Raw genomic sequence first — 15,583 nt, forward strand, 5'->3', positions numbered from 1 at the left:
AGTTCATTGAATTATTCTTATATTTTTAGTATAGTTAAGCTTGTGTAAAAATTTTAAAAGAGGAAGTATTTTATGAATAAATGGAAAAATTGGTTACTAGGTTCTGGTCTTGTAACACTCTTACTTTTCTTATCTGGTTGTGTCAGAATGGACTCTGAAGGAAACCCTGATACATCTGGGATCGTCTATCGCGTATTAGTACATCCTATGGGACAAGCGATTACATATCTTGTGCAGAATTTCAACTGGTCATACGGTTGGGCTGTTATCTTGATGACTGTGATCGTGCGAATCATCATTTTACCTTTAGGAATCAGTCAATCGAAAAAGACAATGATCCAATCTGAAAAAATGCAAGCATTGAAACCTCAAGTCAGTGCCGCCCAAGAAAAACTAAAAGCGGCAACGACCCGTGAAGAACAAATGGCTGCGCAAGCGGAGATGCAACAAGTGTATCGCGAAAATGGGTTAAGTATGACTGGCGGAATCGGTTGTTTACCTTTATTGATCCAAATGCCGATCTTCTCAGCACTGTACTTCACTGCTCGCTATACAGAGGGTATCCGTGAATCGACTTTTTATGGGATCGATTTAGGGAATCCAAGTTTGGTCTTAGTTGCGATTGCCGGGATTGCTTACCTTATCCAAGGGTATATCTCAACGATCGGTATTCCTGAAGAACAGAAAAAAACGATGCGCACCATGTTGATCGTTTCACCTGCGATGATCGTCTTCATGTCGATCAGTGCTCCTGCGGGAGTGACCCTTTACTGGGTAGTCGGTGGTATCTTTAGTTGTCTACAAACATTCATCACCAATGTGATCATGAAGCCACGCTTAAAAGCACAGGTCGCAGAAGAATTGAAACAAAATCCACCGAAACAAGTCGTGACACCTCGCAAAGATGTGACACCTGAAGAAACGACGAAAACAACGAAAAAAATCAATACACAAGCAACCAAGAAAAATGCTAACGGTCGAAATGCCGGTAAACAGCAACGTAAAAAATAAAAGGTTTGGGATGTTCGCATCCCAAACCTTTTTTTGTTTCAAGCTTTCACTTGATCCGTCTTATTTTGTAATGATTTGATCCAGACTAGCAATACTTAATGCCATGTCAGCAATTTGTTGCAACTGTGCTAAACGGTTGTTACGGACAGCTTCATCTTCAACCATGACCATCGTTTGATCAAAATACTGATCGATAACTGGTCTTAAGCTGACTAATTGCTCATAGTTCTCTTTAAGTGTACGTTCCGCAAACTGAGCTTTCACTTTCTCAACTGCTTCGTACAATGCTTGCTCTGCTTCATTTTCAAATAAGCTTGGATCAATTTCATTCGTTGTTTCTTCGGCTTTTTTCGCTAGGTTCATCACACGCGTCAAAGCTTCCATCGATGGTTTGAAGTTTTCATCTTGCAAACGTTCTTTCAATAGACGTGCAGCTGCAAAAACGGTTGTCAAATTACTTTCCTTCGCATTCAAGACAGCATCGATCACATCGTGGCGAATGGCTTTTGTCATCAATCGTTGGCGTAAACGACCTTTGATAAAGTCGATCACATCACTTCCTTGAACGAAAGCTAACCCGAAACGCTCTTGATTTTCATTGATTGCCGCATTCACTTCTTGTTGTAATTGTGCCAATGGGAAAGCCCATTGTTTTGCTTCAATGATCCGAACGATCCCATATGCTTGTCGGCGTAATGCGTAAGGGTCGTTTGAACCACTTGGCACCATTCCTACAGTGAAGAAAGAGAAAATACTGTCTAATTTATCGGCAATAGCCAAGACTGCACCAATCGTTGTTTCTGGCAATTCACCTTCACTGGCGATCGGTAAATAATGTTCACGGATCGCTGTCGCAACTGCTGGATCTTCTCCATGCAACAACGCATATTTTTCACCCATGATTCCTTGAAGTTCTGGGAATTCTCCAACCATGTTCGTCACTAGGTCAAACTTATAGATTTCGCCGGCACGTTGTAATGCAGCTAGTTCTTCGCCTGATAAACCGACAGATTTACCGATAACAGATGCAATCACTTGCACACGTTGCATTTTTTCATATATGCTACCGATCTTTTCATGGAAAGTCACTGATTTCAACTTATTGACATAATGTTCGATGGGGAATTTTTTGTCTTCATTGTAAAAGAATTCCGCATCTTCTAAACGCGCAGTCAGTACTTTTTGGTTCCCACGAATAACGTTATCTAGCTTCACACGATCGCCATTTCGTACAGCGATGAAATGTGGTAAGAGTTGTCCTTCGGCATTTCGCACATCAAAATAACGTTGGTGTTCCTTCATGGAAGTCACGAGTACTTCTTCCGGTACAGACAGATATTTTTCTTCAAAATCACCAGCAAAAACAGTTGGATACTCGACTAGATTATTGACTTCTTCAAGTAGATCTTCATCAAAATCGATGTGCCAATCATTTTTTGTTGATAATTGAGTCGCTTGTTCCATGATCATTGCTCTTCTTTTTTGTGGCGAAGCAACTACAAATTGCTCAGATAGCTTTTCTTCATATTCCGCTGGATGAGCAAATGTCACATCTTCACCTAAGAAACGATGCCCACGAGAAGCACGTCCAGTTTTCACGTCTAAAAATTCAAACGGGATCACTTCTTCTCCAAATAGTGCCACGATCCAATGAATCGGGCGAATGTATTCAAAGTCAAAGGAAGACCAGTGCATTGTCACAGGGAATGTCATGCTTTTAATCACATCGATCAATCCTGTCAAGACTTCGATCGCCGGTTTGCCTTGAGTATATTTCGTCACATAAACATATTCCACACCTTTGATTTCTCGGAAGGTGATATCGTCTGTCGTCAATCCTTGCCCACGAACAAATCCCTGAGCTGCTTTAGACCAGTTGCCTTCAGCATCTAATGCGATTTTTTTCGCTGGACCTTTCACTTCTTCTTCACTGTCAGCCTGACGTTCCGGCACATTTGTTACTTTGATCGCCAAACGTCTCGGAGTAGAGAATGTCTCGATTGCATCGTAAGTCAATTGATTGTCCGTTAAAAACGCTGCTGTTTTTTCTTCTAATTGCTTCATGCTTGGTGTCACAACATGCGCTGGCATTTCTTCCAAGCCAATTTCTAATAATAAGTCCTTTGCCATCTTATTCACCTTCCTTAACAGTCGTTGGATTTTCTGATTGATTATTCAGCAATGGGAATCCAAGTTTTTCACGTTCTGCAACAAAGATTTTCGCCACAGATTTCGCCATGTTACGAATGCGAGCCAAGTAGCCAGCACGTTCAGTCACAGATACTGCACCACGAGCATCTAATAAATTGAAGGTGTGACTACATTTTAAAATATAATCATATGCTGGATGGACCAGATTTTCTTCAATACAACGTTTCGCTTCTTTTTCAAAGCGATCAAAATTACTTAATAATAATTCTTGATCACTCACTTCAAATGAATATTTTGAGTGTTCGTATTCAGGCTGTTTGAAGATCTCGCCATATTTGACACCTGCTGACCATTCAAGATCATACACACTTTCCACTTCTTGGATATAAGAAGCTAGGCGCTCCAATCCATAAGTGATTTCTGAAGTGACTGGTTTACATGGCAAACCGCCGACTTGTTGGAAGTACGTAAATTGCGTGATTTCCATGCCATCTAACCAGACTTCCCAACCAACACCGGCACACCCCATCGAAGGGTTTTCCCAGTTGTCCTCAACAAAGCGGATATCATGTTCCAACGGATCGATCCCTAACAAACGCAAGCTTTCCAGGTAAAGTTCTTGGATATTTTCTGGTGATGGCTTCATCACCACTTGGAATTGATGGTGTTGATATAACCGGTTAGGATTCTCACCATAACGACCATCAGCTGGTCGACGTGATGGCTCAACGTAAGCGGCATTCCAAGGTTCTGGACCAATTGCTCGCAAAAATGTGTAAGGACTCATTGTACCTGCCCCTTTTTCCGTATCGTATGCTTGCATCAGCATACAACCGTTCGATGACCAAAATTTTTGTAATGTCAAAATCATTTCTTGAACTGTTTGCTTCTTACTCATATAATTACCCCTTTCATCTTAACCAAGAATCAAAAATAGTAACAAAAAAAGTCCCTATGTTTGCGTAAACAAACATAGGGACGAATATCTTCGCGGTTCCACCCTACTTCCGAGCGACTCGGCAGCTTCGTTGATCGTACTCACAAGTGCCTCTTCAAAAACCGTTAGCATTCGGCTCACACTCTCCCGAACTCGCTTGTGCCACTTGATTTTCTACTGATCTTGATCATCGTACGTATGTGAATATTGAATATCCTTCATAAATGACATTCGTCTATTGAAAAAACAATAGTTACTATCTAGGCTTTATAATAGACGTTAACCCAGTACTTTGTCAAATATTTTTGAAAAAAATCCATTGTTTCAAACAATTTTTCATTCCTCTGCAGGGTTTTCCTTCGTTGCCTCATTGGTCGGTTTCATGATATGTTCCCAACTTTTCATTTGATCAATAAACTTTTTACTTTTTAAATGGATGCCCACGTATTCTTCATATAACAGATCAATCAATTGGCGAATCTTTTGTTTCGTTTCTTCTTTGAGGTCGATCCCACTGATGCGATCATACGAGATTGCTGAGAAGAGCCGTACGAAGTGAACTGCACGTGGGTCCGCGTGATACCGATGATGATCTAACTCCCAGTGATTTTCACATAAGACGCCACCATATTTGGATGAATAATCAAATTTTCCTTGCGTCTTTCCACACACTGCACAGTGGGTCCAGACTGGCGAGATCCCGAAACGTTGCAATAATTGGATCTCAAAAATATTCGTAATGATCTCTGGGTCATCTCCTTGATCCATGCGTTGCAATGCTTGGTGTGTGAATTGAAATAGATTCGGATCATATTGCCGATCCTCGATCGCCGCATCCACTAAGTTCAACAAATAAGTCCCGTAACCGCTGAGAAAAATATCTTCTTGTATCTTACGAAAGGAGTGGACATCTTTTACACTGTTAACAAAGGACAAACCGTCATTATGAAAATGACCAATATAAATTGCTTCCGTAAAAGGCAACAATGCGGGTGCAATCGGTTGATTTTGACGATGGATCCCCTTGACATAAAACATCATTTTTCCTGCCGATTCTGTAAATATCTTGACTAATTTATCTTTTTCCTTGTAGTTGCGACTAGAAAGGATGATTCCTTTTGATTCTGCAAGCTGACTCATCGTCACACCTCCTCTGACTTTAACGTAGATTGCTTTTTTTAAATTGAAAAGAAGGAAAAAGTCATGCGAGCATCCGTGAAGTCGAGACAAAAGTAACTATTACTTTTATTCCAGACTCTTAATTGCTTCCATGACTTAGTTGTCCTCTAACTTCTATAACTGGATAACCGGTGTTCGAAAGTAACTCTTCAATAATAAGCCCATAAAATCAAAAATGAAAAAACCATTTTCGATTTTCTTGTCTTATTACTCAGTGATGAACGCTTCTTTCACAACCTATGATAAACGGTGTTCGAAAGCCAGCTCCTTCAATAGTAAGGCGAAACGTGAAAAAATATGGAAAGCTATTTTCCCACGTTTCGCCTTACTATTCGGAGCTGACCGGCTTTCTCACAACCTTGTTTAATACTCGTCTTGACGATATCCAAAGTCTTGTAAATAGACTCGTTTATCTCGCCAATCTTTTTGGACTTTTACCCAAAGTTCTAGAAAGACTTTGTCTCCTAGCAGATTCTCAATATCTCTTCGTGCTTTTGTTCCAATGTCTTTCAGCATCTTACCGCCCTTACCGATAATGATTCCTTTTTGACTATCACGCTCTACGATGATCGTAGCTTGGATATGGATTTTATTATTCTCATTACGTTTCATCGTATCAATGACTACTGCGACTGAATGGGGTACTTCATCTCGTGTCAAAAACAAGACTTTTTCCCGAATCAATTCAGAAACGATAAAATATTCCGGATGGTCAGTGACTTGATCGTCTGGGAAATATTGTGGGCCTTCAGGCATTTCATCCACTAAGACCTCCATCAAACGTTCGACATTGTTTCCTTCTGTCGCAGAGATCGGAACAACTTGGGCAAACTCCATTTGTGAGGAATAATCTTCAATGATCCCTAACAACTCATCTGGATGGACTTTATCGATCTTATTGATCACTAAATATACCGGTGATTGGACATTTTTCAAGCGTTCGATGATGAAATCGTCGCCTCTTCCTCTTTTTTGATCGGCGCTGATCATGAACAATACCGCATCAACTTCACGTAAAGCACTATAAGCTGTTTCTACCATAAAATCGCCTAAACGATGTTTGGGTTTATGGATTCCTGGTGTATCAATAAAGATCAATTGTGCTTCAGGAGTCGTATATACTCCTTGGATCTTATTTCTTGTCGTTTGAGCTTTATCACTCATGATCGCGATTTTTTGACCAACGATCCGATTGAGCAACGTCGATTTACCAACATTTGGTCGTCCGACGATTGCTACAAATCCAGATTTATGTTCTGACATAATTACTCTCCTTTTAATTAAAAAACAGTTGATAGATTTTTGGACCAAATAAGATGATCCCAACGATCACAGCAAAGCAAGCAGTCAATAACACTGCCCCAGCTGCCATATCTTTGATTTTTTTTCCAATGGGATGAAAATGGAAGTCTGTGAACATATCCACTACATTCTCAAACACAGTGTTCATGATCTCGACGATCCATACGAGAAAGACTGAAAGGAGCAACCATAGCCACTCCATTCGATCCAATTGAAAGATGAAACCCATGATCAGAGCAATGATCCCAAGAGCCACATGTTTCTTCATATTTCGTTCTTCATCAAAAACGGTTTTGACTCCTTGTAAAGCAAACTCCACTGACATCAAAAAATGTTTGTTTTTATCTACTTTTTGTTCTTCTCTTTTATCTTTTAAGTCCATAAGCATCTAAAATCTCTTTCTGTAAGCCAAACATTTCCGCTTCATCTTCAGGTGTCATATGGTCGTAGCCGTTGATGTGTAAAAATCCATGGACGGCTAAGAAGCCTAGTTCGCGATCATAGGAGTGACCATATTCTTCAGCTTGTTCTTTTGCCCGATCGATTGAGATCATGATATCTCCCAATACACGAGGCATTGGCTCATCGTCCTCTTCAAAAATCACTGGGATCTCGTCTTCACCTTCATCTTCTAACGCAAAACTGATCACATCTGTTGGTGCGTCTTTGCCACGGTACGTACGATTGATTTCTTGGATAGACGGATTATCCATGAAGGTCACCGACATTTCCGTCTCATCTGATAAAGAAAGTTTTTTTGCTGCAAATTGAAGCAATTCTTCAATTTCTTTGATTTTCGTTTCAGATACAGTGTTTGTTTCATCGATAAATGTAATATCCATTAGTCATCGCTTCCTTTTTGCTATTCTTTTTCTTGTTTCATTTTTTCTGCTTCAGACTTCATCTTAGGGTATTTGATCCTAGAGTGGAAGGTACTGCTCAATCCACTAACAAGAGATTTTTCAACTTTGCGGATTTCTTTGAGTGTCAATCCACTATCATCAAGCTGTCCATCAGAAATCCGTTCTTCAATCAAATTATGCACAAAAGCTTCGATTTTTTCACTGGTTGGATGATCCATCGCTCGCACAGCGGCTTCGCAACTATCCGCAATATTGACGATCCCAGCTTCCCGTGTTTGCGGTCTAGGGCCAGGGTAACGGAATTGTTCTTCTGTTACTTCTGGATTACGTTCTTTTGCTTTGATATAGAAATAACGCATCAAAGTCGTCCCATGATGTTGCTTACAAATATCGATTACCATTTTTGGCATATCGTACTCTTCTAAAATCTTCGCACCGTCAGTCACATGCCCAAAAATAATTTGTTTACTATCTTCAGGAAGTAAAAAGTTATGGGGATTTTCCGCACCAGAAGGTAAGTTCTCCACGAAAAAACTGGCATGTTTGATTTTGCCGATGTCATGGTAATAGCAAGCCACACGTGTCAACAACGAACGTCCACCGATCTCAGCAACTGCATTCGCACTCAGATTCGCAACCATCATACTATGATGATACGTTCCCGGTGCTTCTTCTAGCAATTGCTTCAATAATGGATGGTTTGGATTACTCAATTCATTTAGAACGATCACACTGTCATCATTCACTAATAGCTCAATATAAGGGTGCAGACCAATCGTCAGTAAATACGACAGAAATGCGCCCATGAAGCCACATACAAGTGTCAACCAAGTGGTGCCATCACTAAAGCTCATGCCTTGATAAACCACTAAAACGACATCCATCAATAACGGAAAGACAACGACCCACATGATTGCTGGAAACCATTGTTCTGAAATACGTTGCCGTTTTAAAATTGCTGCTAAAAAGCCGGCAAATAGGTACGAGACCAAAATCACAGTCAAAAAATTCGTACCAATCGAATTGTAAAAAATGAATAGCGCTGAAACTGCTTGGAACAACGCAGCCATGATACCCGCTCTTCGATTCACGAAAAAGTTCAAGACTAGCGGTACAAACGCTGCTGGGTAAAGTAACGGAATGTAAGTCGCTTGTTCTGTTTGAAAGACTTGGAAAAATTTCATCAATAAAATACTGATGGACATTGCTGTTACGTAGAAAAGTATATACTCTGTTCGTTTGAAAAGATCTTTATACTGTAGTGAATTGTAGAACAACACACCAATTTGTAACAACACCGCTAAAATCATTGCTACCAGAGGGAAAATCGAAGTAGATTGACTCGTCAAACCTAACAATTCTAATTTTTTCATAGCCGCTGCATCGATTTGATTTCCTTCACGAACAATGATCTCCCCTTGGAAAATCATGACGGGTTGAATGGAGTCACGTGCCTCTTGCTTCAATTCTTCTGTTCGTTTCTCATTTAACACATCATTCACAACAATGCCCTGATCGACTAAATAGCGGATCATTTCTTGTTGTTGTGCCGAAACATTCAAATACTGGATCTTATCATTTGCTTCTTGTTTAAAATTATCTAAATCACTTTCTCGAACTTGCTTACTCATTTGTTCGTCGATCAATTTCAAGCTTTCATCACGAACCGTCGTAATTTCACTTTCTGACATATTCATGATCGTTGAGTAAAAACTATTTGGTAATTTTTGGTAGAACGCGACATCATCCGCATTTGAACTTTCGAATATTCGTTTCAATGCAGCTATCCGTTCTTCTACTGTTGGCTTTGGTACATTTTCATCTTCTTTTGCCTTACTGACTTTTTCTTCATATTGTTTGTCGATCGTGTCATTCGCACGACTGATCAAAACAAACAGTTGATTGATCCGACGATCTTGTTCCGAAGCTAGGTCACTTTGGTAGGTGTACTCAGGTGTTACAGCTTCAGCTGCTAATTTCCTTTTTTGTTCGGTTTCTTCCGTGTTCTCAATCGTTTTATTGGCACGGATACTTTCTTCCGCTACTTGTCCCTCTCTAAAATCATTGGGCTTTTGCTTCACGCTGCTAAACGTGATCCCACACATCAAAAGAAAGAAAAGCAATAAGAGAAAAGGTGCTGCAGCTTTCCCTAATTTCGCTTGAAGCTGCTGCAATATTTTGTTCAACATGTGGTAATCCTCCTAAAAAAGCTATTCTTGATGAAGATCCGCTTTTTCATAAGCTTTGATGATTTCTGCCACGACAGGGTGACGAACAACATCACTCGCTTCAAAATTCACAAAATCGATTTTTTTGATTTGTTTCAGTGTTCGTTCTGCATGGATCAATCCACTCATCGTGCCTTTTGGCAAATCGATTTGGCTCGTGTCCCCATTGACGATCATTTTTGACTGATAGCCAAGCCGAGTCAAAAACATTTTCATTTGGGCAACTGTGGTATTCTGCGCCTCATCCAAAATCACAAAGGCATCATCTAACGTTCTACCCCGCATATAGGCAAGTGGTGCAATCTCGATGATCCCTCGCTCCATCAAACGATTGGTATGATCTAACCCAAAAATTTGATACAGTGCATCATAAACTGGCCGTAAATATGGATCGACTTTTTCCTTCAAATCTCCAGGTAAGAATCCAAGATTTTCACCTGCTTCGACGGCTGGGCGAGTCAAGATGATTTTTTGGACTTCACCTTTTTTTAAGGCAGCAATCGCTAATACGACAGCCAAAAATGTTTTCCCAGTACCAGCTGGTCCTACACCAAAGACCACATCATGTTTGGCGACAGAATCGACGTATTTTTTTTGTCCGCTATTTTTGACACGGATCGGTTTGCCATTGCGATCTTTGACGATCTCTTGTTCATACATCTCAACAAAATAGTCCAATGTCCCTTTTTGAGCCATTTTCAAGGCAGTGACCACATCAGGCATACTGATATGGATCCCTCGTTTGATCAATTCTTGTAGCGTTCGGATCACGGAAGCAGCCAAAGAAATATCGGTTTCTTCCCCGATGATCTGGATCACTTCACCTCTTGTGTGGATCGTCGTTTCAGTTGTTTCTTCGATCAGTTTGATATGTTTATCATGTGACCCTAAAAGCATACTGATATCATCAGTTGCTGTTAATCTAATATCCAAAGAACTAGACGCTTCTGTCAAAAATAGACATCTCCTTTATTTCAAATCGTTCTTACCTATTCTACCATAATCATGAAAAACTATATAGCGAATAAAATGAGACGACTTGAGAAAAAAGTTTTAATTTGGATTACTGAGACAAAACGTTCTTCAACTAAAACAACCTAATCATTTAGTAACTAGCAGAGATACCTGACTTTGAACATCAGTTGCCCAATTTATGTTAATCTATGAATCTTTTGCCAAGTAACAACAAATGTTTTTAAATAAAAAAATATTGATCAAAAAACTATTCTTTCAATGAACACAAAAAAACTACGGACACTTTCGCGTCCGTAGTTTCGTTTGCTAAGATTAAGACTGCAATAGTTCTTTTACGATAGCATTTACTTGATTTCCATCAGCTTTTCCTTTGACTTTAGGCATGATGACTCCCATGACTTTACCAAATTCTTTTGCAGATGAAGCACCTGTTTGCGTGATCGCATCTTGAACAAGTTGTCGAATTTCTTCTTCAGAAAGTTGCTCTGGCATATACTTTTCGACTATCACAATTTCACTTTTCACTTTTTCAGCTAAATCGTCACGTCCAGCTTCCTCGAATTCATGCAAAGAATCACGGCGTTGTTTCATTTCGCGAGACAACACTGTTAGTTCTTCTTCTTCTGTCAAGTCGTGACCTTCTTTAATTTGCTCGTTTTGTATAGATGACTTGATCATACGAATCACCTGTAAAGATTCTTTATCTTTAGCTTTCATCGCTGTCTTCATGTCATCGTTCAATCTACTTAGTAGTGACACACTACCAACTCCAATTCATCAAAGAACTAGAATTTTTTGCGTTTTCTAGCTGCTTCAGATTTTTTCTTACGCTTTACACTTGGTTTTTCGTAGAATTCACGTTTACGAGATTCTTGTAAAGTACCCGCTTTTGACACGGAACGTTTGAAGCGACGAAGAGCATCGTCAAGTGATTCGTTTTTGCGAACGACTGTTTTTGACATATTAATTCCCTCCCTCCGAGCTTAAAAAGTAACCGTAATTGTTATTGAAATGTTAATCTCAAGAAACAAGACTGTTCTATAAACATTATAGCTAAAGCAGTTTTGACCGTCAAGAGAATCTTATGATTTTTTTAAATAATCACCTGTTATTTTATTGAAAATTATTATTGACAGCTCTCACAGCGTCCAAATATCTCAAAGCGATGCCCTTCAATGGTACACCCACTGAGTTGTTCTTCAAAATAATTCATTGGGCACATATGGATTTCTTTTGTCGTCCCACAAACGGTACATATGAAGTGGTGATGATGCCCAATCTCGCCTTGACAACAATGAAAACGGAATTTCATTTCTCCATTTAGATCCGTTTCTTCCAAAAGATCTAACTCTGAAAAGTCATGTAAATTACGATAGATCGTATCATAGCTGACTCCTTTAAATTCCTGACTCATATAGTCAAAGACTTCTTTTGCAGAGACGTAACGATTTCGTTTGATTAAATATGCGAGTAATGCTTCTCGCTTTTTCGTGTATTTGAACCCGTTATTTTTCAATGTTTCTAAAGATTGTTCAATCAATGTTTGTTTATTCATCATTATCCCCCAAATCAAAATGATTACGAAGTATGTACACTCGAGTATGGTATAATAAACCTAAAAAAAAAGCAAGCGAGGTTTTTTATTTATGACTGCCGAATCAAATGAAGTCGTCACCTTTTTTGTCATTTCCGACTCTGCAGGTGAAACAGCGACAAAATTAGCCCAAGCCACAATGGCGCAATATCCATCCATCGAATTTAGTTTATTTCGACGAACATTTGTGACTGATCCAGAGACGTTGCAACGCGCACTAAATGATGCATTGTCAGAACAAGCATTAGTTCTCCATACATTGATCAACCAAGAATTGGTGGATTTAACAAATGAATTTTGTCAAAAAAACAAATTATACAGCTTTGATGTATTGACCCCCCCAATTGCAGAAATCGAGCGCTTGACTGGTATCAAACCGACACGTCAACCAGGGGCACTTCACTTATTGAATGAAAATTATTTTAAACGGATCAAAGCGATGGAGTTTGCGGTGAAATATGACGACGGAAAAGATCCTCGAGGTTTTTTGGAAGCCGATGTTGTCTTACTTGGTGTTTCCAGAACTTCTAAAACGCCGTTAAGTTTGTTTTTAGCCAATAAAAATTTAAAAGTAGCGAATCTCCCACTGATACCTCAAGCTCATATCCCTAAACAGTTGTGGGAAATCGATCCGAAGAAGATTGTTGGATTAACAAATAACCCTGATATTTTAAATAACATTCGTAAAGAACGCATGCGTTCATATGGCCTGAATCCAGATACTGCGTACTCCGATATCGAAAAAATTCGTGCAGAATTGGAATTTGCCAATGAACTTTATGAAAAATTAGGGTGTGTCGTCATCAATGTTGCTTCTCTTTCTATTGAAGAAACAGCTTCATTGATCTTGAATGAGTTAGAGCTGGAAGACCATAGCTATTACGGCACAGAAACTTCGGAAGAAAAGTAGAAATCTCTTATCTTTTTAAATAATAAAAAAAGGGTTTGATCGGCGCATCAGCGTCTTTCAAATCCTTTTTTTAATGACTTTAGTTAGTTCTTTTGATGCTCTACATGTTTGATCGTTTGTTCTAAAATATCTAATACATGAAAGTCATCCAAACTGTAAAGGATCGTTTTTCCTTCACGTCGTGATTTCACCACATGGTTTTCACGTAACAAGCGTAATTGATGAGACACAGCCGATTGTTCCATTTGAACAGATTGACTGATCGACGTCACATTTTTTTCACCATCTTTTAAATAAAGTAAAATATTCAAACGTGTCGGATCACTTAATACCTTGAATAATTGACTCACTTTTTCTACTTTAATGTTTTGATTCCCCGACAAACGATTCACCTCCAAAAAAAGACTGACTACTAAAGTGTACCACTTTTTTCGTCAGTCTCAACTGTTTATTCTTCTGTCATTGATTTGATGCTAGCTTCAAGTGCAGCAATTTTTTCTTGTGCTGCTTCGTTTGAATCACCTTTGACACCAATATAAAATTTGATTTTTGGTTCCGTTCCAGAAGGACGAATCGCGATCCAACCGTCTTCTTCTAGTGTATATTTCAATACATCTGAAGGTGGAGTCGTTAGTTTTTCTACATTTCCTTGGGCATCTGTTTTTGTTAGTGCCTTGAAATCTTCTGTTTGTAAAACTTTTTCTCCAGCAAATTCAGTTGGTGCATCTTTTCTGAATTTCTCCATCAGTGCAGCAATTTTCGCTGAACCTTCTTGACCACTCATTGTGACTGAAATTGTTTTTTCTGCATAATAGCCATACGTTTCAAAAATCGATTGTAACCCATCATAAAGGGTCTTATCTTGTTTTTTATAAAATGCAGCAACTTCTGCTAATAATAATAGTGCTTGAATCGCGTCTTTATCGCGAACGAATGGTTTGACTAAATAACCGTAGCTTTCTTCAAAACCAAACATGAATGTATGCGCCTTTGTTTCTTCAAATTGTTGGATTTTTTCAGCAATAAATTTGAAGCCAGTCAAGACGTTCATCATTTCTACACCATAATGTCTAGCGATTGCTGTCGGTAGTTCACTTGAAACGATTGATTTCAAGACCGCCGCATTTTCTGGCAGTGTTCCTTTTTCTTGGTGAGCTTCCAGGATATATTGGACAAGCAAAGCGCCGATTTGATTTCCTGTCAATACTTTGTATGAACCGTCTGGCAAGCGTACAGCTGCACCTAGACGATCGGCATCTGGATCAGTAGCAATCAATAGATCTGCGCCTTCTTTTTCGCCTAAACGGATTGCGTATTCAAAAGCAGAGTGTTCTTCTGGATTTGGTGATTTGACTGTGGTGAAGTCTGGGTCAGCGACTGCTTGCTCAGGAACCAAGACAAATTGTTCAAATCCCGCTTGAGTCAACGCACGCTCACCTAACACTTTACCTGTTCCGTGTAACGGCGTGAAGACTAGCTTCAATTCTTTCCCTAATGTTTCTACTAATTCATGATTGATCGTCACTGCTTTGATTTCTTCCAAGTACGCTTGGTCGATTTCTTCGCCGATGATCGTGATCAAATCACTATTTTTTGCTTGTTCTTCTGCTAAAACTTCTACTTTTAGTGGATTGCTGATGTTTCGTACATATTTTGTCAATGCGTCTGCATCAGCAGGCGGCATTTGTCCACCATCTTCGCCATAGACTTTATAGCCATTATATGCCGCTGGATTATGAGAAGCTGTAACCATGATCCCAGCGAATGCGTTAAGATGACGAACCGCAAATGAAAGCTCTGGGGTTGGTCGTAAGCTTTCAAAGACAAAAGATGGAATACCATGTTGCGCTAAAGTTTTTGCCGCTTCCATCGCAAATTCTGGCGATTGATGACGTGAATCATAAGCAATCGCTACCCCACGTTTTTTTGTTTCTGCTCCTTGTTCATCCATAAATTGTGCAAGCCCTTCTGTTGCTTGACGTACAGTATAGATGTTCATTCGATTAATTCCAGGCCCTAAGATCCCGCGCATTCCTGCTGTACCAAATTCCAAAGGTGCGTAGAACGCATCTTCTAATTTTTCAGGATTTTCACTTAATTCTTTTAATTGTTTTTTTAAATTTTCTTCTAATGATTCTTCAGTTGCCCATTGCTCGTAAACTTGTTTCCAAGACATGAAGCTGACACCTCTTTCTAAAAATATGTTCCTTTCTAAGTATAGCATTCTCTTTTTAGATAGCAAAGCATAAGAAAAGGTTGTGAAAGAAGCGCTCTGACCTGAGCAGTAAGATGAGAAATCAGAAAATAGCTCTTCATATTTTTTGATTTATCAGCTTAATGTTGAAGGTCAGCTTCTTGAACACCGTTTATCTAGGCTGTGAAAGAAGCCCTCTGACCTGAGTGAAAAAGTCGTTCAGCACAAAAAAACCGTAC

General features: G+C 39.3%; 15 protein-coding genes. 2 read left to right on the plus strand and 13 right to left on the minus strand.

Annotated elements, in window-relative coordinates:
- Positions 1 to 72: 72 nt before the first annotated feature.
- On the plus strand, positions 73 to 1,011 hold the full coding sequence (gene yidC / locus IGJ19_RS09755; RefSeq protein ID WP_019723692.1) for a membrane protein insertase YidC: 939 nt from the start codon (positions 73 to 75) through the stop codon (positions 1,009 to 1,011).
- A gap of 60 nt (positions 1,012 to 1,071) precedes the next feature.
- On the opposite strand, the gene glyS is transcribed toward yidC, so the two are convergent.
- The 11 genes from glyS to IGJ19_RS09810 all read right to left on the minus strand — a co-directional run bounded on the left by glyS (position 1,072) and on the right by IGJ19_RS09810 (position 12,201).
- Positions 1,072 to 3,141 carry a glycine--tRNA ligase subunit beta gene (glyS, locus tag IGJ19_RS09760; protein WP_071866778.1) on the minus strand — a complete coding sequence of 690 codons (2,070 nt, stop codon included), beginning with the start codon at positions 3,139 to 3,141 and terminating at the stop codon, positions 1,072 to 1,074.
- A 1-nt stretch (position 3,142) separates the two neighbouring features.
- Complete coding sequence (glyQ, locus tag IGJ19_RS09765) at positions 3,143 to 4,060, minus strand: glycine--tRNA ligase subunit alpha (RefSeq protein WP_010734964.1); 918 nt, start codon at positions 4,058 to 4,060, stop codon at positions 3,143 to 3,145.
- A gap of 375 nt (positions 4,061 to 4,435) precedes the next feature.
- Positions 4,436 to 5,239 (minus strand): DNA repair protein RecO, encoded by an 804-nt coding sequence (recO, locus tag IGJ19_RS09770; RefSeq protein WP_430603847.1) that lies wholly within the window; start codon positions 5,237 to 5,239, stop codon positions 4,436 to 4,438.
- A 402-nt stretch (positions 5,240 to 5,641) separates the two neighbouring features.
- Positions 5,642 to 6,541, minus strand: coding sequence for a GTPase Era (gene era, locus IGJ19_RS09775; protein ID WP_430603849.1), 900 nt, complete (start codon positions 6,539 to 6,541; stop codon positions 5,642 to 5,644).
- Positions 6,542 to 6,554: 13 nt separating this feature from the next.
- Positions 6,555 to 6,962, minus strand: a complete 408-nt coding sequence (locus tag IGJ19_RS09780; RefSeq protein ID WP_029594236.1) for a diacylglycerol kinase family protein — start codon at positions 6,960 to 6,962, stop codon at positions 6,555 to 6,557.
- Positions 6,946 to 7,422, minus strand: a complete 477-nt coding sequence (ybeY, locus tag IGJ19_RS09785; protein ID WP_010734960.1) for an rRNA maturation RNase YbeY — start codon at positions 7,420 to 7,422, stop codon at positions 6,946 to 6,948. Before ybeY ends, IGJ19_RS09780 begins: the two co-directional genes overlap by 17 nt.
- Positions 7,423 to 7,442: 20 nt before the next feature.
- Positions 7,443 to 9,632, minus strand: a complete 2,190-nt coding sequence (locus IGJ19_RS09790; protein WP_430603851.1) for an HD family phosphohydrolase — start codon at positions 9,630 to 9,632, stop codon at positions 7,443 to 7,445.
- 21 nt (positions 9,633 to 9,653) lie between these two features.
- Entirely contained in the window at positions 9,654 to 10,625 is a 972-nt protein-coding gene (locus tag IGJ19_RS09795; protein ID WP_010734958.1) for a PhoH family protein, read from the minus strand.
- Between the two features lie 333 nt (positions 10,626 to 10,958).
- Positions 10,959 to 11,405, minus strand: coding sequence for a GatB/YqeY domain-containing protein (locus IGJ19_RS09800; protein ID WP_010734957.1), 447 nt, complete (start codon positions 11,403 to 11,405; stop codon positions 10,959 to 10,961).
- A 26-nt stretch (positions 11,406 to 11,431) separates the two neighbouring features.
- Positions 11,432 to 11,608, minus strand: a complete 177-nt coding sequence (rpsU, locus tag IGJ19_RS09805; protein WP_002356740.1) for a 30S ribosomal protein S21 — start codon at positions 11,606 to 11,608, stop codon at positions 11,432 to 11,434.
- 164 nt (positions 11,609 to 11,772) lie between these two features.
- Positions 11,773 to 12,201 (minus strand): Fur family transcriptional regulator, encoded by a 429-nt coding sequence (locus IGJ19_RS09810; RefSeq protein WP_010734956.1) that lies wholly within the window; start codon positions 12,199 to 12,201, stop codon positions 11,773 to 11,775.
- A 91-nt stretch (positions 12,202 to 12,292) separates the two neighbouring features.
- On the opposite strand from IGJ19_RS09810, the gene IGJ19_RS09815 reads away from it, so the two are divergent.
- Positions 12,293 to 13,150: a pyruvate, water dikinase regulatory protein gene (locus IGJ19_RS09815; protein WP_010734955.1), complete on the plus strand. Its 858-nt coding sequence runs from the start codon at positions 12,293 to 12,295 to the stop codon at positions 13,148 to 13,150.
- Positions 13,151 to 13,233: 83 nt separating this feature from the next.
- Here IGJ19_RS09815 and IGJ19_RS09820 read toward each other — a convergent pair whose 3' ends face one another.
- Positions 13,234 to 13,533, minus strand: coding sequence for an ArsR/SmtB family transcription factor (locus tag IGJ19_RS09820; RefSeq protein WP_065095735.1), 300 nt, complete (start codon positions 13,531 to 13,533; stop codon positions 13,234 to 13,236).
- Between the two features lie 65 nt (positions 13,534 to 13,598).
- Positions 13,599 to 15,326, minus strand: a complete 1,728-nt coding sequence (locus IGJ19_RS09825; RefSeq protein WP_430603855.1) for a phospho-sugar mutase — start codon at positions 15,324 to 15,326, stop codon at positions 13,599 to 13,601.
- Positions 15,327 to 15,583: the final 257 nt, after the last annotated feature.

Source organism: Enterococcus sp. DIV1368b (genome assembly GCF_050529595.1).
GTDB lineage: Bacteria > Bacillota > Bacilli > Lactobacillales > Enterococcaceae > Enterococcus_B > Enterococcus_B mundtii.

Coding starts and splice junctions, on each gene's coding strand:
- IGJ19_RS09790 (WP_430603851.1), bottom strand. CDS start 9,632: ATGTTGAACAAAATATTGCAGCAGCTTCAAGCGAAATTAGGGAAAGCT.
- ybeY (WP_010734960.1), bottom strand. CDS start 7,422: ATGGATATTACATTTATCGATGAAACAAACACTGTATCTGAAACGAAA.
- IGJ19_RS09825 (WP_430603855.1), bottom strand. CDS start 15,326: ATGTCTTGGAAACAAGTTTACGAGCAATGGGCAACTGAAGAATCATTA.
- IGJ19_RS09810 (WP_010734956.1), bottom strand. CDS start 12,201: ATGAATAAACAAACATTGATTGAACAATCTTTAGAAACATTGAAAAAT.
- rpsU (WP_002356740.1), bottom strand. CDS start 11,608: ATGTCAAAAACAGTCGTTCGCAAAAACGAATCACTTGACGATGCTCTT.
- yidC (WP_019723692.1), top strand. CDS start 73: ATGAATAAATGGAAAAATTGGTTACTAGGTTCTGGTCTTGTAACACTC.
- IGJ19_RS09815 (WP_010734955.1), top strand. CDS start 12,293: ATGACTGCCGAATCAAATGAAGTCGTCACCTTTTTTGTCATTTCCGAC.
- glyS (WP_071866778.1), bottom strand. CDS start 3,141: ATGGCAAAGGACTTATTATTAGAAATTGGCTTGGAAGAAATGCCAGCG.
- IGJ19_RS09780 (WP_029594236.1), bottom strand. CDS start 6,962: ATGGACTTAAAAGATAAAAGAGAAGAACAAAAAGTAGATAAAAACAAA.
- glyQ (WP_010734964.1), bottom strand. CDS start 4,060: ATGAGTAAGAAGCAAACAGTTCAAGAAATGATTTTGACATTACAAAAA.
- era (WP_430603849.1), bottom strand. CDS start 6,541: ATGTCAGAACATAAATCTGGATTTGTAGCAATCGTCGGACGACCAAAT.
- recO (WP_430603847.1), bottom strand. CDS start 5,239: ATGAGTCAGCTTGCAGAATCAAAAGGAATCATCCTTTCTAGTCGCAAC.